Source organism: Vibrio sp. B172a (assembly GCF_030248355.1).
GTDB classification, from domain to species: Bacteria; Pseudomonadota; Gammaproteobacteria; order Enterobacterales; family Vibrionaceae; genus Vibrio; species Vibrio owensii.
The window spans coordinates 221,088-241,867 of sequence record NZ_JAHGAC010000003.1 but is presented as its reverse complement, the minus strand read 5'-3'; the positions used below and the strand labels follow the sequence as shown (position 1 = coordinate 241,867).

Sequence of the window (20,780 nt, the reverse complement as noted above, 5' to 3'; positions counted from 1 at the left end):
TGGTGTTAAGAAATGAATGTCGGACCTAAATTTCTATTAGCGGCGCTGCGACAAAAGATCAAAGATGAGGGGCTGTGCTACAGCTCTTTGTCAGAGAAAAGCGGTATTCCGTTGTCGAGCATCAAGCGCCACCTTCATAATCCTTCTTTGGGCTTGGATAAAATCCTTGTCTATCTCAACTATCTAAACACCGATCTTATTGAGCTAGCCAACCTCGCCAATCAGCTTCAGCATGAGAACGAACAAATGCTGACAGAAGAGCAAAGCGCGTTATTTCTTGAACACCCCTACCTTCTCGACTTTATCTATATGGTGACGTCTCGTAACCTCGACCCGCAAGACATTGCGAAAACCTATCAGTTATCAGAAACCAGTCTGCGCTTTTATCTGCGTATAGCGGAAATGCTAGGTTATGTTGAAGATTTTGGTGATGGGCTGTTCTACCGTTCTGGGCGACGCTTTTTGATGGAAGAAGGCTCTGAGCTCGACTCATTATTTCGTGAACGCTTTCAAAAAGAATCCTTATCTCACGAGGTGAATCCGGGTATTTGTGTAGGTCGTATTCGCTTGACCAACGCACAGCGCCAACAACTAGAAGAAGAAGTTTACAATAAGCTAGTCAAGCTCAATGCAATCAATACTTCTAATGATGACGGAGAACTCACCAACGTATTAATGCGTTGCACTCCAGGAACACAGATTTTCTTCTCTGTTGGGTTGCCTGACATTGACGGCGACTTATTAAAACAGGTTGCTCAATTCACTAACAAAACGATGAGTTAACAAAACAACCTGATTTAAGTTATTCCCTTAACCGCAGTTTAAATTAAATCGTTAATATAGACTCTGCGATTACGGTATTTCTGCCGCTCAATTTGGCTTTATATAAGCATTGGTCGACTTTATCCAAGAAATAGCGAATATCTGAGCATGATTCTGCTCGCTGGCTAAATACGCCAATAGAACTGGTTAATAAATGGGTGTGAGCATTATTTTCGCATAGGATTGAAAGTTTAGAGATCGATTCTCTCAATGACTCTGCGCGCTCAACGCAATGTTCATGCTCTGAGTCGACAAGCACAATCAAAAACTCTTCCCCACCCATTCGAAAAGCGATTTCGTCAACACCATTGAATTGCGAAGATAATAACGTCCCAACTTTGGTTATAGCCTCATCGCCCTTTAGGTGACCAAGCTCGTCATTAAGTTGTTTGAAGTAATCTAAATCAATAGAAATAAAGCTGACAGTTTGCTTTCCTGCTTGCGCTTTAGAAAGAATGTCTGGCGTCATGATGTTGAAGTATCGACGGTTATATAGTCCCGATAATTCATCAGTTATCGCAAGTTCTTGCAGCTTTTTGTTGAGGCATCTCAACTCTTTCTCTGCCACAAAACGACGATGTTTTTCTCTAACAAGCTCAATGGATTGCGTGGACACTTCAAAATACATTTTGAGAACAGTATCTGCGACTAAACCATTGATACCCTGAAGTGTATCTACCGCGTTCACTTTTGCCGTCTCTAAAGAATCGGTAGATTCCAACTCTTTCAACGCGACACTCATTTTCTTGTCGTCGCCGATGATATGGAATACGAGCCAACGAATTAAGAACTGCAGGATATGTTCGATAGATTCTTGCCAGTTGAGGGTTTTAGATTCAGATTGAATCTTGATGACTTCGTTGACAAACGACGCATGACTTTTCTTGTGATCATCATTCCAAACATCATCGAGAAAGTGTTCGTTCCAGATACTTTCTTCGAAAGAGAAGTGATATTGAGCGTAGTCCTTTAATTCACTAAACACACCGTCAACTTCTATTTGGTCATCATAAATCAACGTATTGGCTAATTTATTTACCAATAAAAAGAGATGGTAATGTTGTTCATCAACCTTTTTAATCCCTGTCTCAAAATTGTGATTCCAAGGAAAAATGATCAGTTCATTATCAGACATAACTATTCATGTATTAACACTATTTCTTGTGGGGAATAGTACCCCATGTTATTTAAAGTTGATAGCCCTTATAATCAAATCTATTAATCAGAAGAATAGCCAAATTTGTTATAAATATTAAATTAATAAATTTATTGTTAAAAAAATAGCACCAATAGAGTGGTGCTATTTTTATTGGCTAGAAAAGTATGCTGTGAATAATTACTTTAATTCAATCCACGCTTTACGCTGCGATTTGTCCATGTAGGACCAAGCTATAAAGCGGCTGACTTTTTGTCCTTGGCTCATTTCCACGATGCGGATCGCTTTTACACCCAACTTTTCAAGTTGCCTGCGCATCGGACGAACATTGTCTTTCTTTGAGATTAACGTGGTAAACCAGAGTACTTGCGCACTGAATTCGTGGCTTTCGTTCGCCATCTTACGGATAAACGCAGCTTCACCACCTTCACACCATAGCTCAGCATTTTGGCCACCAAAGTTAAGCGCGGGTTTATTGGCTTTTACTTGCGGTGTTTTCGCTTGATTAGCTTGAACCTTCACGCCCTTTTTACGCTGATTCGCTTTTAAATTATCCAGCTTACGCTGACTGCCCATCGCAGCTTCTTCAGCAGAACGGTGAAATGGCGGGTTACAAGTCGTAATATCGTAGCGATCGTTTGGTTGGATAATACCGCGGTAAATATTGGACTCACTGGTTTGTTGTACGAGTTCGATCTTACCGTTTAACGAGGCATTACGCTCTGTGATTGCTCGTGCTGATCCAATCGATTTTGGATCAACATCGCTACCGGTGTAATGCCATCCATACTGAGTCACACCTACTATTGGGTAAATACAGTTTGCTCCAACACCGACATCAAGCGCTCGCACTTTATGGTGTGCATATTTGCCTTTTACTTCACCATCAAGCAACTCGGCTGCACGATGAACGTAATCCGCGCGCCCAGGAATTGGCGGGCACAAGTAAGTATCAGGGATATCCCAATATTCAATATCATAGTGCGCCGCCAGCAATGCTTTATTGAGCATCTTGACGGCCTTTGGTTCGGAGAAGTTGATTGAGTCTTCCCCTTTCGGATTCTTTATCACAAATGATTTGAGCTGAGGCTCTGCTGTGATTAGCTTTTTGAAATCGTAACGACCTCGATGTGCATTACGCTCATGCAATCCACATTTAGCAATTTTGATCACTTCCACATCGCTGCTTTTGTTCGCGGCGTTAGTTTTCAGACCATTGCTTTTTGCCGCACTTGCGGCTTTTGCTGTTGGCTTATTTTTCACACGCTTTGGTTTGATCTTGGTGGCTTCTTTGCCCGGCTTAGACTTCGCCGATTTTGGCTGAGCTTGTTTCGCGTTGTGATTATTGGTCTTCATTCGAATTCGCTTTTAAATCGAGGTAAATCATAAACAGACGAGCATCAAATTCGAGTTGGTGATACTCAGGTTCCATATAACAGCACAGTTGGTAAAAGGCTTTGTCGTGGTTTTTCTCACGAGTATGTGCCAACTCATGCACCACCAGCATACGTAATAACGCTTCAGGTGCATCTTGAAACACGTTCGCAATGCGAATCTCATTCTTAGACTTTAGCTTGCCACCATGGTTACGGCTGATCACGCTATGCAAACCAAGTGCATTGTTGACCGCGTGAATTTTCTTATCGTAGACCACTTTGCTAATTGGCGCGGCTTTCTTCATGTAGCGGTTTTTGATCGCTATTGCGTACTCGTAGAGTGCCTTTTCGCTTTTGATTTGGTGTCTATCTGGGTAGCGTTTTTCGAACCAAGGCACCAGTTTACCGCTGTCGATGAGTGAACTGACTTGCTCGACAATGTTCTGCGGATAACCTTGAATGTATCGAAGTGACGGATGCATGCGTATTAAGTCTGCTATGACAAAAGAAAGGCGCTAAATATACCTGAGATAAGCAAGAGTTTCATCTTGGGTTATAACCATTCTGATTATTAACAGCACCTGCGCAGCTTTTGCAGTCATATTGAGGAGAGTTGAAAAGAGAGTCGCATTTTGGATAGGAGCATCACAAGCCCCTACCCAACCTAGATTACCGTTGTTAAATATCTACTCGGACATCCCCTGTACCGGATTTATATGTCACAGCACCGTGTTGTAAATCTGCATAGGAGCAAGTGGCTTCATTACGATCAAAAGTCGTCTTTAACTCACCTTTTTTGGCATCAGCCCCTTTAGCTCTAATACCATTAACCGCAGTGTTCCAGATATCCATACATTGCTCGACATCTGTCGCTGTTGGGTATTCAAACGACTGAGTGTTGCCATCTTCTGTGGTAAAGAATGATAGTTCTGTACCGTCAACAACCAAGGTATCGGGTTCACCCTCAATTTTATGTTTGCCTGCAATAATTCCAATACTAGCAAGCAACGCACCTGCGTAACCTTCCAGAGTTGCATCTCGCGCATCATCTTGAAGGTTTAAAAATCTCGGAGCCGCGGTTACTGCCAAAATACCGAGTAGTACAATAACCACAACCATCTCAATTAAAGTGAAGCCTTTGTTTTTCATGTCTTTCTCCATTGTTATATCGGCTTCCTGCCTATCTAACTTTTCCTTTTTACTGATGTATAAATAAATAGCGTTCTGTAATTATTTTTAGTGTACTTCATACTATTAAATTATACCAGCATGCGTACCTTTATTTTTAAAACTCAATTTGATGGTGTTACTCGCCTTACTTTGAAGGATGGATAGCAGGCTTTGTCGTTCGGTGTAGTTCCGCAAGCTTTTCTTTCCCTTGAAACCTCGCTAAACTTCGCCTCCTGACGATAATGGAGAGAAATTGAATGAAACGTGTCGTTCTTTACGTCAAAGACAAATGCCCGCACTGCAAAGATGCTCAACGTTATCTTGATTCGAAAAATATTAACTACCGCTTGTGCAACGCAAAAATGCAACGCGGTCGCAAAGAGCTCGATGCTCTGGGTGCTCGTTCAGTGCCTGTACTGAAGATTGGTGATCGAGTCATGATTGGCTGGAACCCAAAGAACTTTGAAAAAATGTACAGCAACTAAGTGGCGAACCAATCCAATTGATCGGTTACTTAGTCGACACTGAAGAGCTTCTCCAAAGAGAGGCTCTTTTTGTATCTGCCCGCCCTATTTCTTTGTCTGTCGCTCTTATTCAAACCACTACTCTGCAAAATTTTCGAATGTCGCATAAAGGCAATTTTCAATTCCTTACACATTGTATTTTAACGCTCAAACGAACTGGTCTCAGTTTAATTCGCGCCTAGCTTGCGTCGATGGTGAACTCTGACCATCTTTCTTCATCATCAGTGAGTGTTTATATGTCAGAGACAGCAGCAGAAAACCAAGTAAGCCAGACGCCGCAACCGGTTAATAAGGTCAAGCGCACAACCAATGCATTATTGGCACTCACTATGGTGTCCATTGGTACAGCGATAGTGGCAGATCGCATCATTCCGACAACCGATAATGTCCGTGTGGAAGGCAATGTCGTCTCATTGATCCCACAAGTTTCTGGCCAAGTAGACAGCATCAGCATTAAACCAAATACCCAAGTCAAAAAAGGCGATGTGCTACTGCAAATCAATACCACCGATCACCAGATTGCGGTCAAACAAGCAGAAGCAAAGCTCAAAATCGCAGGACAGAATGTTGGCTCGCAAATGGCAGGTGTGATGTCAGCACAAGCTCAATTGACCACCGCGCTCGTCGCACAAGAAAATGCTAAACGCCAAGGGCAGCGAGTTTTAGCCATGGCAGAAAAAGGCGTGGTTTCAAAGTCAGATGCAGACACTACTCGCGCGGCCATTGATCAAGCGAATGCCGATGTCGTTAACGCCAAAGCGAATCTAGAAAAAGCAAAAGCTCAGGTGGGAGCGGCAGGTGAAGAGAATGCTCAGATCCAATCGGCTTTACTGGAACTGCAACAAGCGCAACTGAACTTATCACGCACGACAATGCGAGCACCTTCTGATGGCGCTGTGACCAATTTTAATTTGTCGCAAGGCGCTTATGCCACAGCAGGTTCTCCTTTGATGACGTTTGTTGAAAGCGACGGTTTATGGCTTGAAGCCTTCTTCCGCGAAAACAGCATGGGCAACATTAACGCCGGAGATAAAGTTGAAATTGCACTCGATTATGCTCCCGGACAAACCTTCTCTGGCACAGTATCTTCTGTAGATTTAGGGGTTGCATGGGGCGCGAATAATCAGCCAGGCACCTTAGCCACCGTAAAAAATCAAAATGGTTGGCTTCGCGATACACAGCGTATGCCCGTGACAATTAAGCTCGATGATAAACATGCGGCTGACTTCATGCGCATCGGTGGACAAGCAGATGTGGTGATCTACACAGAGAGCAATGCTCTATTTAACTTTCTGGGCAAGATTTGGATCAACCTAGTGAGCGTGTTCTCTTATGTTAGATAGTCTGACTCAAGCACAAGAACGTCGAATACTGCGCTATGTCGTCACTGTAGGTTTGGCTACTTTTATCGCGTTATGGTTTAACTGGCCTTTGGCATTTTGTACGCCTCTTTTGACGGCAAAATTCATCGTCGATAAACCGCAATTTCATATTCTGCATGTCAAACAACTTGGCTATGCGTTGCTCTCCACCGCGATCATTGGCTTTTTGGTATCGAGCGGATTGCCAGAGTACAAAATAGGTTTTCTGGCTGTTCTGTCGCTGGGCATGTTATGGAGCTATTACCTATTTACCGATCCGAAATGGGTAATGTTTGCCACTTTCTTAATGATTGCCCTGATTTTGATTCCATCGGTTACCATCATCGACAAGCAAGCCGCGTTAGACGTAGGCATCGGTTTTGCGTTTTCTGGTATCGTCGCTGTAGCGCTTTACGGGGTGTCGCATATTTACTTCCCAGAAGAGGATGCGACTGAATTTGCTGGCTTCCCTCCTTCACCCTTAAGCAAAGAAGTGCGTTGGAATGCTGCGATTCGAGCTTGGATGATGTCGTTTCCTTTAGTTTGTTTTTATTTCTATTTCCAACTGTCACAAATATTGCTCACCGTTGCGTTTGTCATGTTGCTTTCTCTGATGGCAACCAGCGACAAAGCGGGCAAAACATCATTGTTTTTTGTTATCAGTAATGTGTTAGGAGGGCTGCTCGCTTTCGCTGCCTTCGTTACTATTTCTCTGGTGCCAAATATGTACATCTACATGCTTGTGATGTTGGTGGTTATTACGTTACTTGGGACCAAGATTTACACCGAGCCCGCCAAAGCCCCAGTCTACGCCACTGCATTTACGGGGTTTATGGTGTTAATGGGCACCTCCATGAGCAGCGGGGCGCTAGACGATAAGTTTTACGTTCGGATATGGCAGTTAGTTTTGGTCGTTGCCTACATGGTATTTGTGACCTATTTCTTCGAATCTCGCGACAAAAAGACCGCGTAGTCACATTAAGCTTGGGCACTTTATGCTGCTCAAGCTTTCATCACTATTGTCGCAAACTGGCAATGATTATTTCATCAAATTGGTAATCTCATACCTTCCATATTGTTATTCACTGAAGGACGGGAAATACGCCATGCTCGATTCACTCGCTCAAAAATTCATCCCACCAAAGCCTTACCTTGTGCTAGGCAACCGCATGTTTTTGCTTTCTATCGTGCTGCTTATCATCAGTGCGTATTTTTATGATGTCGGAGAAGCTTTTGTGGCGGTGGAAGTGGGAATCATCCACTACCTATACAATCTCAAATACAGCACAACAAAGGACACGCTATTAGGAAGCCTTCATCCTTTGATCATGACATTAATTGCGGTACCACTTTCCATGGTACCTATCACTTATGCACCTTTTACTAGTGCGCTGTTTGCCTTCTTGCTCGTCATAACAGAGCGCAATAAACACCACCAAGAAGTACCAAAGTACATTCTGCCGCTGACGTTTATGTTGTTATCGATGATGATGCCGGTAGATATCCCAGCCACAGAACTTATGCTTCAACGTTCAGTATCGGTTGTGCTTGGCATCACTGTGGCGATCATTGCTAGTACGCTGGTTTGGAAAAACGCCAACGCCCAGAGCGGCTCGACGAACACTACACATAAAATAGGTCGCGTTGATCTCAAGTACTCCAGCCGCAAGGCGCTAGGGATTGGCTTGGTGCTGTCGTTAGGTATATGGGGTGGCACAGGAGCCGTTTTAGGTGCTTACCTATTTATGATGATCCACAGCCCGTTCAGCAAAGATTTAGCACCGAAAGCTTGGCAACGTTTGAACGGAACCTTGCTTGGCGCATTAGTTTACTTGCCTGTGGGGTTGCTATTGGGCTCGTTCAACTCCGACATGGCAATGACAATAACCATGTGGGTTTTGGTCATCGCTTCGCTTTACGGCATCCTTGTGTATCTCGAACACAACTACACCATTGCCACGGCTTGTATCATGCTGCTTATTCTTACTGTCTCAGTAGGTCCTTTTAATCCGGAAATGGCAGAATTGATCTTTTCGCAGCGAGTATTGTTCACCGTAATCGGTGGCGCTGCCATGGTGGCTCTTGGGGTATTGATACCACTTAATGAGAAAGAGATAACTGCATAAAAGGAAAAGCCTCCCAATTAAAGGGAGGCTTTCCATTGAACAGTTTGGTTTTAATTGGATGCAAATCAAACATACCGCTTCACAAAGTCAATAAAAGTACGGTCGGCAATGGATAGATAGCCTTGTTTTCGCCACGCGAGTGCAAGGTCGAGCTTAACGCTCGGTTCAAATGGAATACCCACTACGCCCTGTTCATGTTGTGTCACCAATTCGAGAAGCGCGGTAATAGCAAATTCTTGTTTAACGATACTCAGAATGAGCGGCAGCAAGTTGGTTTCAAATGAGGACTTCATTGTAAAGCCATGCTCTTCGCTGACGTGGTCTAAGAATTCTCGGTGGAAGTAGCCATGTTGGAACATCACCAAATCATGCTCGAAAAACTGATCAAATGTGATGGCACTGCGCTGAGCTAAGTCATGTTCCGGAGCCACGACGGCGACCATTTGGCTAGTAAACAGATGATCAGTTTCTAAGTCGTCTGGTACATCGTCACAGCTGATCACGCCAATATCGAGCTGACCATTAAGTAACATTCGACGGATAGACTGAGTGCCCGCCTCCACCAGCGTCAGCTTTAAATCTGGATACTGGCTCTTAAACGCCATGACAATTCGAGGGAAAAAATAGCTGCCCATCATTGAAGGCGTACCAAGGCGCACTTCCCCTTTGGCTAAACCTTTAAGCTCATCAATCGCTAGCTGCGCATCGTGTAACTGCTGAATCACTCGCTTAGCGTGAACCAACAAGGTTTCCCCTTCTTTGGTTAAGCTGATTTTCTTTTCTTCTCGACGAAACAACGTCACGCCAAGAGACTGTTCGAACTTCTTAATCGAAATACTTAACGCTGGCTGAGCAATGTGCAAAGCCTTAGCTGCATGAGTAATGTTGCCGTGTTCCGCGACCGCCAAGAAGTGTTTGAGTTGCTTCGATTCCATTAGATCAAAAATATATACCAACCATATTTTTAATATATTTTTTCAATCCAGAACTAACTGATAGATTGATCACAGTTTCTCTATATTTGCTCGTTCGCATTAGGCAGGACTCATGGTCAGTTTCGGCTCTCCGGAATACAAACGCATTACGCTATCTCTGGCGCTCGGCTCTTTTTTGGTTTTTTCAAACCTTTACCTCCTCCAACCGATGCTGCCAAGCTTTGCGGCGCACTTTCAGATCTCGGAAACGCAGGTCAACTGGCTATTCGCCGCCACCACACTGGCTCTCTCCTTTAGCTTGGTCCCGATGGCTGTGCTTTCTGAATCGATTGGGCGCAAACCTGTAATGATGTTTGGTCTGTTTTCGATCCCTGCTATCTCCGCATTAATGCTGCTTGGCGATTCGTTTTTGTTCTTAGTGGTTTGTCGCGCTTTGATCGGTGTTGCGATTGCCGCGTTTGCAGCTGTTGCCGTTGCTTATATGGCGGAAGAGCTAGATAAACACGCATTTTCAATGGCGATCGGTACTTATATCGCAGCCAATTCATTGGGAGGGATCGCAGGGCGTATCAGCGGAGGTTTATTGGCAGACAACTTCAGCATCGACGTCGCCATCGAAGTTATGATGCTATTCACCCTTATCGGCGTGGTCAGCGTGCATTACTTGCTGCCAAAACAGAAAAACTTTACCCCTTCGTCGAGCAGTTTAAGGCACCACAATAAAGCTATTATCGGACACTTCAAAAATCAACGTGTGTGGTTCGCCATGCTGATTGGCGGTTTGAACTTTGCGTTGTTCGTTAATCTTTATTCGGTAATGGGATTCCGCTTGGTCAGTGCGCCACATAATGTGCCTGTCGGGTTAGCTTCTCTCATATTTGTTTGCTATTTGGGTGGTACGTTCTCTTCCCGCTGCGCCGGACATTGGAGTAAACGCTTTTCGCCGATACTTGGCATGTTTTTAGGCTCTATCGTCAGCATGGCTGGCATGTGGATCGCGGTGATTGAAAGCATACCTGCGATGCTCACAGGGTTATTATTGATCAGTTTTGGTGCGTTCTTCACTCACACGCTCGCCTACGGCTGGGTTGGACAAAACGCAACACAAGCAAAAGCGACGGCGACCGCATTGTATCTCGTGCATTACTATATTGGCGGCAGTTTAGGTGGATTCCTATTGCTCTATTGCTGGCAAAACGGCGGTTGGTCGAGTGTACTCATCGGTGGCAGTGCACTGTACATTGCCATGTTCGCTGCTATCGCATTCTTAAAACACATCACAGAGCGAATCGACGCTGGCGATAACGCAGACATAACGGCTTAATGAGGCGTTAAGCCTTATTGGTTTTATGTTGTGGCGCTGGTCTGCTATGCTTGCGCCACATTCATAAAAGCAAGAAAGTCGTATGCCAACGCGCTCAACACAAGAATCACCAAACACCGATATCAACGCGATCACAGAGCAAGTCGATCAATGGCTCAATGATGTCGTGATCGGGTTAAATCTCTGCCCGTTCGCCGCTAAGCCACAGCGCAATAAACAAATCAAAATCTTCGTGAGTGAAGCCTCGCAAGAAGAAGCACTACTTGAAGACATTTTGCTGCAGCTGATCGAACTGAGTAATACCGAGCCAGAAAAACTGGAGACAACCTTGGTTGTGGTTCCAAACATGCTGCAAGATTTCTGGGATTACAACTTCTTCATTGATTGGGTTGAAGGCTTGATCAAACAGCAAGATTGGGAAGGCATTTTCCAAGTTGCCACCTTCCATCCTGATTACTGCTTTGGCGGTGCAGAACCAGAAGATGATGAAAACCTGACGAATCGCTCTCCATACCCAGTGTTTCATTTGATCCGTGAAGAGAGCATGGAAAAGGTACTTAAGCACTACCCTGATCCAGAGTCCATTCCAGATAACAATATTGCACGTGTCTCAGCGCTTTCAGAGGAAGAACGTAAGAAGCTCTTCCCTTACCTATTCCGCTAAAGCTCACTCCCCCAAGAGACAGATTTCTAACCAGTTAGAATGGGATCGCTTGGGGATTAAAGTTCGGTTTGATATGATTGCGACTTCAATCGATTCAATGGACATTAGAATGCAACTGTCAAAGCTAACCCAAGAGATTTTTGATCACCTATACCGTGACATCACCGAGTTCCGTAGCACTTTCGACCTACCAGTGGCGGATGTTGCAAGCCTAGACGCACAAGCAGATACGCTACACACTTCTCTTGCGATCGAAGAGCTTACTGAACTAGCGGAAGCGGATTGCAAAACCGAGCAAGCAGACGCAATCATTGACAGCGTTTACGTTCTAATGGGTCGTCTAGTACACCTTGGTGACAGCAAAGTTGAAGATAACCTAGCGATCAGCTACCTGATCGATCTACTGCTTAACGTAGCGGTGAACCGTGGTATCGACTTTATTCCTTGCTGGGACGAAGTGCACTCAAGCAACATGAGCAAAGTGTGTCGCAACGAACAAGAATACGCAGAAACAGAAGCGTTCTACGCTGAACAAGGCATCAAGCTGATGGCGGTTCAAAAAGGCGAATACATCATTGCGAAATGCGCAGAAGATTTTGTATCTGAAGGCAAAACGGTACGTAAAGGCAAGGTTCTAAAGTCGGTTTACTACCGCCCTGCAGACCTTAAGCCACTTACACAGTAAGTCGTCGATTAGGCACTACAGATAAAATTCAGCGCCCACAATACTCGATATTGTGGGCGCTTTTTTATTCTGAGCTTTATTGAATGACTGTCGAGAATACATCCAAATTGAATCGACACGTTGCATCCCCAACTGCATTGTTATGCTAAAACTAAACACCTGTTCAGTATTTATTGATATTTCTGAGTTCTACCTCTCTGATAACCTAGCCTTAATTACCATATCGTGGATTACCTATGATTCATATATCTCAGGTGTTGCCGTTAGTCGAAAAACAGCTCAAAGAATTGCAGCCTAAAGAAGCGGTAGAGTTTAAGACTTACAAAAGAGATCGCGGCTTTCTGATTTACTGTCTAACAGATAGCCAGTTCCAAGTTGTTGAAACGGGGTATCACAATCAAACGATGACAGGAGATTTGGTCAGTACGCGTAAACACGTTAAGAAAGCCCTCCGACGAGAGTTTCCGAGAAGTAATAAAGTTTGGGTGGAGTACTTTCAGAGTGACGATAACCCATTAGATATCAAGAAATCCCATCCACATCAGATGCCTCTGTTTTAGTCTTTCAACAAATAAACGCTTGGCATCTGGATGCTCTGTATTTCTTTAAGATACTAATCAAAAATTAAATACGGCCTTTCTTCTACTAAGACCTTCTTAACTTGAGTTTGGAACACCTCAGCTAATCCTTCTTCTGATAGCACTTCATCGGCGTTACCGGAAGAATGCAATACGCCGTTATTGAGCAGCAAGACTTTATCAGCGTGCTTAAGCGTTCGGTTCAGATCGTGGTTTGCGACAAACACCCCGATGCCTTGCGCAGCAACGGCATTAATGAGCTGATATAGCATTCCTTCTTGGGCAATATCCAGCGGCGCTGCGGGTTCATCCAAAATCAATAGCTGAGAGTAAGGGTTAATTGTGCGCCACACTTGCAAACACACCCCGGCTAGACGGACACGTTGCCATTCACCGCCGGATAATGTCTGAATACTTCGATGAAGCTTGTCTTGCAATTGTACTAGCTCAATAACAATATTAACGGCATCTCGTACTTTCGCGTCGCTGATATTGGCACCAGTTGGCAATGAAAGTGCTAAGTATTGAAAGACATCAACATTGAATGCGGGCCTTGATTGCTGACACAGGTACCCACGAATATGCGCTTGTTCTGAAAGTGGCATTGCTAACAAGTCTTGATTGTCGACTAACACTTCCCCACTCACGCCTTCACGCTGAGTTAAGGTGCCAGATATCGCACCAAGTAATGTGCTTTTCCCGGAGCCGTTTGGACCCACGACATGGACAACCTCACCCGGCTTACATTCAAAGGAGAGCGGTAGCAGTCGACTTCCCACTGCGATGTGCTTAACGTGCATCATGACTTTTCACCAGCATCCAAATGAAGATAGGTGCGCCGATAGAAGTGGTCATCACTCCCAACGGCAGCTCAGCGGAATCAAGCAACAAACGCGCGCCGATATCCGCAAACACCAATAAGGCTGCGCCAGATATCGCAGAAAGAGGCAACAGGTAACGGTTTTCTGTACCAAACGCCAATCGAAGTAGATGCGGTACGACTAAGCCCACAAAGCTAATGATCCCCCCCAATGCAACGGAGCCACCAACGAGAATGGAAATTGCCAAAATGAGCTTCCAGCGCATCTGATGAACATCAATACCTAGTTGAGTGGCATGGATTTCCCCTAGCATCAACTTATCAAGTGGTTTGCCCTTGCAGCAGAGCCAAATCAGCACAGGTAGCATGACCAAAGTAACGGTGTGCTGATACCAACTTGCCCCACCAATGCTCCCCATTAGCCAGTACATTAACTGACGTAGGCTTAAGTCATCGCTAAAGTAGAATGCCCACGTCACAATCGCGCTCGACAGAATACCCAGTGCTACACCGACGAGCAGCAACCTTGCGGTAGTAAGATGCATTGCTCTTGCGATACCAACCAAAATAACAGTAAACAACATCGAACCGGCAATGGCAGCCAACATAAAGATCATTGGAGACGGTAAAACTGGCAAGGCAAACATGACGAGCACCATTGCCAAGCTCGCGCCACCGGAGATCCCGAGAACGCCGGGTTCGGCTAATACGTTCCCGAGTAGAACTTGTAAGGTAGCACCAGAGACCGCCAATGCTGCCCCGATAATGGCGGCAGAAACCAAACGTGGCAGGCGTAAATCCAACAAGAGTTTTTGTTCAAATGCAGAGAGAGACTGAAAAGGAGAAAGGAATACCTCTCCGACCATCAAGTGGATAGCAGAGAGCAGCACGAGAATCACTGACATGATCAAAAGATTGCGTTGCCAGCGTCGTTCCTTGTTCAGGATAAGTTGTTGAAAATCCATAGTAGCCGATAAATACAAACGAGGCTTAACCTTACAGTTAAGCCTCGGTAAATTGCAAATGTGTTCTTACGCTTTATTCGCCGAAATTAAAGCGATATGGCATTAATCGTAGACTAACTCGCCATCTTCGTAGCGCGTTTTCACTTCACACACCATTAATGCTGCGCGTTGACCGATCGCGACGTGGCGGTTTGGGAAAACAACGGCTTCGTTATCGTTCTTCGCCATCAATGGTTTGTCACCATCGTGACCAAACACTTCGCCGTGAACGAATGAGGTGAAGTTCTCGACGTTGTCATCAAACATGAAATCGAAATCTTCGTGCAAGCGCACAATCGTACGACTAACACGGTACTTGATACATGGCTTAGACAAGTGCTCCGCTTTCGCCTCTGCAATTAGGTTACGCAGTGACAAATCGAATGCTGTCAGTTTATCTAAGTCGTTTTCACCAATGCGAGCCACACGACCCAGTTCCATCGTCAAAGCTTGAGCGCCATAGTTTTCTGCACTGAACCAGCTGAATGTACTGGTTGGCGAGTTAGAAAGCAGCACCGCTTCAATATGTGCACTATCGAGGAAATCAATCAAAGCTTTGCTACGAACGGGATGACGCGTTTTCGGACTCACCGCAAAGGTGTAGTGCTTTGAATCACGGATCGCACAGTGCAAATCTAAGTGCCAGCGTGTTTCCGCTGCCGTATCTTGATAGAAATCTCTCACTAACAATTTGAGAGTATCAGCAATCGCAAGCTCTTTGGTCGGCTCGTGCTCTTTCTCATCAAACAGTCGGTTAAGGTTTTCTTCTAAAAATCGCGTGTGCGCCAGAGTCGATTCTGGGTGAGCGATAATGAATAAGCATCGAGCCTCGACTTTCTGGAAGCCAGATTCGATGTCTTTGATAATTGAATCCACCAGCTCCATCGGTGCGGTTTCATCCCCGTGGACACCACAAGAGATGATGACGTTCTTGGTTTCCTGAGTGTATTCGTCAGGAATCACTTCTAGCACACCACGCTGATAGAGTTTAAGTTTTACACCATTAGACAGCACCTGCTCCGCTGGCGCGACATCAATATGAACATCTAACGTGTCAGTTAAAAACGATTGGCGAAAGAGAGACTTCGTCATGCGTTACTCCTTAATAGCACGGCGGGTATGTTAATAAATTGTACAAAGGATTTTTGTTGTTGCGATCCCACTTATGAGTAGAAGCCGCCAAATTTATTTAAAATCCCATACCTTTTCGCGCCATGCACTCAAATCAAGCATTGAGGCGTTTATTTTTTAAACAATTACAAAGTGTTAGGGCTGTGAACTTTACCACAGCCCTAAAGAAGATCATTATGATTTGATCAACTTTTAGCGTTTATTCACCACGTTGTGCGAGTAAACGTTCAAATTCGTCTACTTTGTCACGAACTAGCTCTACACTCTGCTGCCAGAATTCCGGTTGCGTCAGATCCATTGAAAGATGCTTATCTACAACTTCTTCAGCCATCATGTTGCCAGTGTCACGTAATAGATCTACGTAATCGTCGTAGAAACGCTCCCCTTTAGCTTCACGTTGAGCGTAGATACCTTTACTGAACAAGAAGCCGAACAGATATGGGTAGTTGTAGAAGCTCACCCCAGAAATGGAGAAGTGCAGTTTGCTCGCCCAGAAATAAGGGTCAGCTTCGCTCATCACATCGCCATACCAATCTTTCCACGTTTCTGACATCAGCTCACAGAAGTCATCTGCTGTCAGTTCGCCCTCTTGGCGACGCTCGTAGAAGGCTTTTTCGAATTCGTAACGAACGGGAATATTGATCATCAGCGCCAACGCCGAAGAGAGCTCTTCCCACAACATTTCGAGCTTATCATCCACACTTTCTGCTTTTGAAATCAGATGATCGCGAACGATGTTTTCAGCGAAAATTGAAGCAGTTTCTGCCAACGTCATCGGGTAGTATGTTTGGCAAAGCGGCAAATCACGAATCACCCAGTTGTGGAATGCGTGACCAAGCTCATGAGCAAGCGTCATCAGGTCTGAGCGGCTACCACTCCACGTCATAAATACGAGCGGCGTGCGCGTCGCCGGCAGCTTAGTACAGTATGCGCCAAGGCGTTTGTTGGCATTAGGCGCGGCATCAATCCAGCCGTTTTGTACCATCATGCGGACAAACTCGGACATGTCTGGATTCACGGTTTCGAACGCTTCACAAATGACGTCGATTGCTTCATCGAATGGATAAACTTTCGCTTCGCCACTCAAAGCAGGCATCGCTGCAAGATGATTCCATGGCTTCATCTCATCCAAACCGTGGACCTTCGCCATTAACAAACCGGCTTTTTGACCAATCTCACGGCTGTCTTTAGCGACTTTCATCATGGCATCCAACGTTTCCGCTTTGATTCGGCTGCCATGCAAGCTTGGATCAAGGAAATGAACATCACGTTTGGTAGAACGCTTTTTGTTCTCTGTTAAGCGCCAACCTGAAAGCGCGTTAAGGATAGAGGCAAAAGACTCTTGATGTGTTGCCATCGCTTTTTGAACGCCACGCCACGCAGCTTCTTGGCGATCAAATTCAGAGCCATAAAGAATGCTTGCCGCTTGCGAGAAGCCAAGCTCTTCACTTTCACCATCAGCGTAGTCAAGCTTCACTTTCAAAGAACCCGTGAGGTTGTTGTATAACTTACCCCACGCAGATTTTCCATCCACGCTCATTGCCGCTAATAGCTTTTCTTCTTCGGTGCTTAAGCGTGTATCAGCCAGTTTGCGTGAGTTCAGGATTGAAAACGCCTGACCACTGATGTCTGGATTTTCATGATCCAAAACGCGAGTAATGAACTCTTCATCAGCGTGAGTCAATTTAAGCTCAAAGGCACTGTAAGCTTGAGAAAGCTCAGAGAAAATACGCGTCATACGCCCCAGCAGTGCCTTCGCCTCTGCATTTGTCGCATCCACTGACGCGTAACAGTTTGCGAAGTTAGCAATCGTGCCAGCCAAACGGCTTGCCGCCTCGCTGGTTAAGATTGCGTTTTGCATCACTTCAACAGAGTTACAATCGGCAGACTGTTTATTGAGTAGGTCAATGCATTGCTCTACAAGGGCAATGTCATCTTGAATTCGTGGGTCAGCGAGATCGTTATAAACGATGGATAAATCCCAGCTAGGAGCGGTCATTTATGGTTCCTTTTGATGTAATCGAGCCAGCCCTTTTCTCTCTTAAACTCGGTAGAGATCCAAGCGTTGGCTACTTCCGTGACTAATTTTCAAATAGTGGTACGCCTATCGAACGAACTGAGGCGTAAATCTGATCATCGATGGTAATTGTTATATGTGTTACTGACGCATTTCCTATCGCTAATGTCGAATACCATCGCGGATTGCGCCAATCTACACCCAATACATGGGCAAGAATCATTCTAATTACGCCACCATGCGTGACAATTAGCAAGTTGTCATTGATATCATTAATGATTTGAGACCAAGCACAAGTTACACGATGAGAGAAATCATCCAAGCTCTCAGCATTCGGTAAGGTGTGTTGTGCCGGTGCTTTCCAAAACGCATCAAGCTTGTTCCAGTGCTCAGAGAGCATGTCAAATGGGATGCCGTCGAAATCACCAAAATCCAACTCTTGAAGTTGTGGTTCCACACTTAAAGGCAAAAGTTGCTGCTCCGCAAGTATCTCAGCAAGATCGTTACAACGTGACAAGGGAGAGCTGATGATCCCTTCTACTTCTCGACCCGTTTGTTGCCAGGCTTGAGCAATTTTGCGTTGCTCTGCATCATCGACTTTTAAATCGGCTTGTCCGTGTAAACCTGGGGCTGCGTTCACTTTCCCGTGTCGCAGTAAATAGATATTCAGCGTTTTCATCTCTTCCCTTCCTGTGGTTTGAGCTCAAGTGGCAAGCCCGCAGCGACAAACGTGACTTGCTCACATACGGTCGCCAGTTTTTGATTCATCCGTCCCGCATTATCAACAAAATAACGACTGACGGCGCCGAGCGGCACAATGCCCATACCGACTTCGTTAGAGACAAAAATCAGCGTCGCGTCAGATTGTGCTGCCGCATTCACCAACAACTCAATTTGCTCCTCTAACCGCTCATTACAGCAGTCATCACCGAGTTCAAAGATCCAGTTGTTGAGCCAAAGCGTAAGGCAGTCAACTAATACGACGTCTTGAGACGAAAACTCACAAATGAGCTCAGACAAGTTAAGCGGACATTCATGTTCTATCCACCCAGCACCTCGCTGCTGTTTATGGTGAGCAATGCGTTGCTTCATTTCATCATCAAAAGGCAATGCCGTCGCTACATAGTGAAGCGTTCCGTTTTTATTTTGTGCCCATTGTTGCGCCCTGCTCTCTGCTAAGCTCGATTTTCCTGAGCGCGCACCACCTAGAATAAGTTGCGTCATAATGAGTGACTAAATGCGATAAGAATGAGATAAACAAGCAATTCTGAAAGCTGCTGCGCGGCACCAAGGCAATCGCCAGTAAATCCGCCGATACGTTTGGTCAGCCAGCGTTTAAAGCCCACACGAAACAGTGCCAATACCAACACAATCACAGCTGCCTGAGACACGCCCAGTAACAATGCTACAACCCCACCAGTTAAGAGCAATATCGCGACCTCTAAGCTCGATTGTTTATTCGCTAACGGTTTGCTTTTCGAGGTGTCAGCGTCACTAACATAAGGCATGTCATATATGAGAGTAGCAGCCAGCGCTCGGCTCACGGTGTACGCCACAACGATCATCAGCCAAAATTGAGGTTCATTGGCTAACTCGCTCCAAAATACAAACTTCGCCAGCAGCGCCATCATTAGCGTTGCCGCGCCGTATGTCCCGATGCGGCTGTCTTTCATGATGGTTAAGCGGCGATCTAACGTCATGCCACCGCCAATGCCATCCGCCATATCCGTTAAACCGTCCTCATGAAATGCGCCGGTAAGCAGCAGGCTAAATGCCATAGTTAACACGATGGCAACTGAGTTTGGGAACAATAAACTTGCCAGTGAAAACACAGTTGCGCACAGTAGCCCTAGCAACACACCGACCAAAGCAAAGTATCGCCCCGCTTGGTTCATGCGCGTTTCACTGTAAGGTAAATCAGAAGGCACTGGTATGCGACTAAAAAAGCTTACTGCGAGCAAGAAAAGCTCACTCTGATAGCGCAAAGAACGTGTCTCTGAATGGAGTGTATTATCAGAAGCAGACACTAAACCGTCACTCCCGCACTCTCAAAGCTCGCCATGTTGTTGTAAAACTGAGCCGCGGCTTTTACGAGTGGCAAAGCAAGCGCTGCTCCGGTTCCTTCACCTAAACGCAAGCCAAGATCCAAGAGAGGCTCAGCTTGCAAACATTCCAGCACAAACTTGTGCCCATTCTCTTCTGAATTATGAGCAAACAGCATGTAATCTCGCGTCTCTTCATCTAATAGAGTCGCGACATAAGCGGCTACAGATACGATAAATCCATCGACCAAGACTGGCGTTTTGTTGCGTTTCGCTTCTAAGAATGCGCCAACCATTTGCACAATTTCGAACCCACCGACTTGAGCCAACGCGCCTTTGGTATCTAGATCACGACAGCGATTCACACCTTGCGCGACTAGCTTGATCTTGCGGTTGAGTTGCTCTTGGGTAATGCCCGTGCCATAGCCAACGCAATGGTCGACTTCCAATGGACTCAGCGCAGTTAACAATGCCGATGCCGAACTGGTATTGCCAATCCCCATCTCACCAAACATCAACAAGTTCGAGCCATTAAGAATCGCCTGTTGCGCGACTTGGGCACCATATTCCAAACCCAATGCAACTTGCTCTAACGACATCGCAGTTTGTTTGGCAAAGTTTGCCGTGCCATTTCCCAGACGTTTCTCAATCAAGTTGGGATGATGTTTAAAGTCAGGAACTAAGGTATCGATCGGTGACAACATGCCACAATCAATGACCTTAAAGTCAATTTGGTTGAGATCGCAGAAACAGTTAATAGCAGCGCCACCAGCGAGAAAATTCGCCACCATTTGTTGAGTCACGGCACTTGGTGCAATGCTCACCCCTTCTTCCGCGATACCATGATCACCAGCGAATACCAACATGGTTGGTTTGCGAATTTCTATTGTTTCAACCGATTGAAGCTTATCTTGGCTTTGAATTAACGCCAGTTCTAGCGCCACTTTTTCGAGCAAACCAAGAGCGCCTAATGGTTTGGTTTTGTTATCAATGCGAGCTTGAATTTCTGAGGCAAAAGAGCGATCCATGATGATGATTCCTTATT

General features: G+C 45.4%; 22 protein-coding genes. 9 read left to right on the top strand and 13 right to left on the bottom strand.

The genetic code is table 11. The features are described from left to right. Positions 1-12: 12 nt before the first annotated feature. The gene (locus KIT90_RS04685) at positions 13-783 is read left to right on the top strand and encodes a transcriptional regulator (protein ID WP_285375606.1); all 771 of its coding nucleotides are present in this window, start codon (positions 13-15) and stop codon (positions 781-783) included. A 43-nt stretch (positions 784-826) separates the two neighbouring features. On the opposite strand, the gene KIT90_RS04680 is transcribed toward KIT90_RS04685, so the two are convergent. The 4 genes from KIT90_RS04680 to KIT90_RS04665 all read right to left on the bottom strand — a co-directional run bounded on the left by KIT90_RS04680 (position 827) and on the right by KIT90_RS04665 (position 4,503). After that, positions 827-1,957 (bottom strand): GGDEF domain-containing protein, encoded by a 1,131-nt coding sequence (locus tag KIT90_RS04680; protein ID WP_285375605.1) that lies wholly within the window; start codon positions 1,955-1,957, stop codon positions 827-829. 201 nt (positions 1,958-2,158) lie between these two features. Then, complete coding sequence (gene rlmF, locus KIT90_RS04675) at positions 2,159-3,334, bottom strand: 23S rRNA (adenine(1618)-N(6))-methyltransferase RlmF (protein WP_285375604.1); 1,176 nt, start codon at positions 3,332-3,334, stop codon at positions 2,159-2,161. Continuing rightward, on the bottom strand, positions 3,321-3,836 hold the full coding sequence (locus KIT90_RS04670) for a M48 family metallopeptidase (RefSeq protein ID WP_285375603.1): 516 nt from the start codon (positions 3,834-3,836) through the stop codon (positions 3,321-3,323). Before KIT90_RS04670 ends, rlmF begins: the two co-directional genes overlap by 14 nt. A 196-nt stretch (positions 3,837-4,032) precedes the next feature. Then, entirely contained in the window at positions 4,033-4,503 is a 471-nt protein-coding gene (locus KIT90_RS04665; protein ID WP_285375602.1) for a type II secretion system protein, read from the bottom strand. A gap of 278 nt (positions 4,504-4,781) precedes the next feature. On the opposite strand from KIT90_RS04665, the gene KIT90_RS04660 reads away from it, so the two are divergent. The 4 genes from KIT90_RS04660 to KIT90_RS04645 all read left to right on the top strand — a co-directional run bounded on the left by KIT90_RS04660 (position 4,782) and on the right by KIT90_RS04645 (position 8,535). Beyond that, complete coding sequence (locus tag KIT90_RS04660) at positions 4,782-5,009, top strand: glutaredoxin family protein (RefSeq protein ID WP_005439862.1); 228 nt, start codon at positions 4,782-4,784, stop codon at positions 5,007-5,009. Positions 5,010-5,284: 275 nt separating this feature from the next. Next, positions 5,285-6,391 (top strand): HlyD family secretion protein, encoded by a 1,107-nt coding sequence (locus KIT90_RS04655; protein WP_285375600.1) that lies wholly within the window; start codon positions 5,285-5,287, stop codon positions 6,389-6,391. Further along, the gene (locus KIT90_RS04650) at positions 6,381-7,382 is read left to right on the top strand and encodes a DUF2955 domain-containing protein (RefSeq protein WP_285375599.1); all 1,002 of its coding nucleotides are present in this window, start codon (positions 6,381-6,383) and stop codon (positions 7,380-7,382) included. Before KIT90_RS04655 ends, KIT90_RS04650 begins: the two co-directional genes overlap by 11 nt. A 133-nt stretch (positions 7,383-7,515) precedes the next feature. Further along, entirely contained in the window at positions 7,516-8,535 is a 1,020-nt protein-coding gene (locus tag KIT90_RS04645; protein WP_285375598.1) for an FUSC family protein, read from the top strand. Between the two features lie 65 nt (positions 8,536-8,600). On the opposite strand, the gene KIT90_RS04640 is transcribed toward KIT90_RS04645, so the two are convergent. Further along, positions 8,601-9,470 (bottom strand): LysR family transcriptional regulator, encoded by an 870-nt coding sequence (locus KIT90_RS04640; RefSeq protein ID WP_132697517.1) that lies wholly within the window; start codon positions 9,468-9,470, stop codon positions 8,601-8,603. Between the two features lie 112 nt (positions 9,471-9,582). Here KIT90_RS04640 and KIT90_RS04635 point away from each other — a divergent pair, with 112 nt between their 5' ends. The 4 genes from KIT90_RS04635 (at position 9,583) to KIT90_RS04620 (ending at position 12,703) form a co-directional block, all read left to right on the top strand. Next, positions 9,583-10,794, top strand: coding sequence for an MFS transporter (locus tag KIT90_RS04635; protein ID WP_285375595.1), 1,212 nt, complete (start codon positions 9,583-9,585; stop codon positions 10,792-10,794). 82 nt (positions 10,795-10,876) lie between these two features. Further along, positions 10,877-11,458 (top strand): DUF1415 domain-containing protein, encoded by a 582-nt coding sequence (locus tag KIT90_RS04630; protein WP_285375593.1) that lies wholly within the window; start codon positions 10,877-10,879, stop codon positions 11,456-11,458. A 109-nt stretch (positions 11,459-11,567) separates the two neighbouring features. After that, the gene (locus KIT90_RS04625) at positions 11,568-12,143 is read left to right on the top strand and encodes a nucleoside triphosphate pyrophosphohydrolase family protein (RefSeq protein WP_005445519.1); all 576 of its coding nucleotides are present in this window, start codon (positions 11,568-11,570) and stop codon (positions 12,141-12,143) included. 236 nt (positions 12,144-12,379) lie between these two features. Then, a complete protein-coding gene (locus tag KIT90_RS04620) occupies positions 12,380-12,703 on the top strand; it encodes a hypothetical protein (RefSeq protein ID WP_285375592.1) in 324 nt (107 codons plus the stop codon). Positions 12,704-12,756: 53 nt separating this feature from the next. Here KIT90_RS04620 and btuD read toward each other — a convergent pair whose 3' ends face one another. From btuD to cobT, 8 genes are all read right to left on the bottom strand, one after another. Next, entirely contained in the window at positions 12,757-13,524 is a 768-nt protein-coding gene (gene btuD, locus KIT90_RS04615) for a vitamin B12 ABC transporter ATP-binding protein BtuD (RefSeq protein ID WP_285375589.1), read from the bottom strand. Next, the gene (gene btuC, locus KIT90_RS04610; RefSeq protein ID WP_009697375.1) at positions 13,511-14,506 is read right to left on the bottom strand and encodes a vitamin B12 ABC transporter permease BtuC; all 996 of its coding nucleotides are present in this window, start codon (positions 14,504-14,506) and stop codon (positions 13,511-13,513) included. The genes btuD and btuC overlap by 14 nt, the downstream gene beginning before the upstream one ends. 102 nt (positions 14,507-14,608) lie before the next feature. Then, the gene (locus tag KIT90_RS04605; RefSeq protein ID WP_005439838.1) at positions 14,609-15,637 is read right to left on the bottom strand and encodes a succinylglutamate desuccinylase; all 1,029 of its coding nucleotides are present in this window, start codon (positions 15,635-15,637) and stop codon (positions 14,609-14,611) included. Between the two features lie 238 nt (positions 15,638-15,875). Then, positions 15,876-17,675 carry a M3 family oligoendopeptidase gene (locus tag KIT90_RS04600; RefSeq protein WP_017190315.1) on the bottom strand — a complete coding sequence of 600 codons (1,800 nt, stop codon included), beginning with the start codon at positions 17,673-17,675 and terminating at the stop codon, positions 15,876-15,878. An 82-nt stretch (positions 17,676-17,757) separates the two neighbouring features. Beyond that, complete coding sequence (cobC, locus tag KIT90_RS04595) at positions 17,758-18,372, bottom strand: alpha-ribazole phosphatase (RefSeq protein ID WP_285375588.1); 615 nt, start codon at positions 18,370-18,372, stop codon at positions 17,758-17,760. Continuing rightward, the gene (cobU, locus tag KIT90_RS04590) at positions 18,369-18,917 is read right to left on the bottom strand and encodes a bifunctional adenosylcobinamide kinase/adenosylcobinamide-phosphate guanylyltransferase (RefSeq protein WP_285375587.1); all 549 of its coding nucleotides are present in this window, start codon (positions 18,915-18,917) and stop codon (positions 18,369-18,371) included. The genes cobC and cobU overlap by 4 nt, the downstream gene beginning before the upstream one ends. Next, positions 18,914-19,720 carry an adenosylcobinamide-GDP ribazoletransferase gene (locus KIT90_RS04585; RefSeq protein ID WP_285375586.1) on the bottom strand — a complete coding sequence of 269 codons (807 nt, stop codon included), beginning with the start codon at positions 19,718-19,720 and terminating at the stop codon, positions 18,914-18,916. The genes cobU and KIT90_RS04585 overlap by 4 nt, the downstream gene beginning before the upstream one ends. Next, entirely contained in the window at positions 19,720-20,763 is a 1,044-nt protein-coding gene (gene cobT, locus KIT90_RS04580; RefSeq protein WP_285375585.1) for a nicotinate-nucleotide--dimethylbenzimidazole phosphoribosyltransferase, read from the bottom strand. The genes KIT90_RS04585 and cobT overlap by 1 nt, the downstream gene beginning before the upstream one ends. Positions 20,764-20,780: the final 17 nt, after the last annotated feature.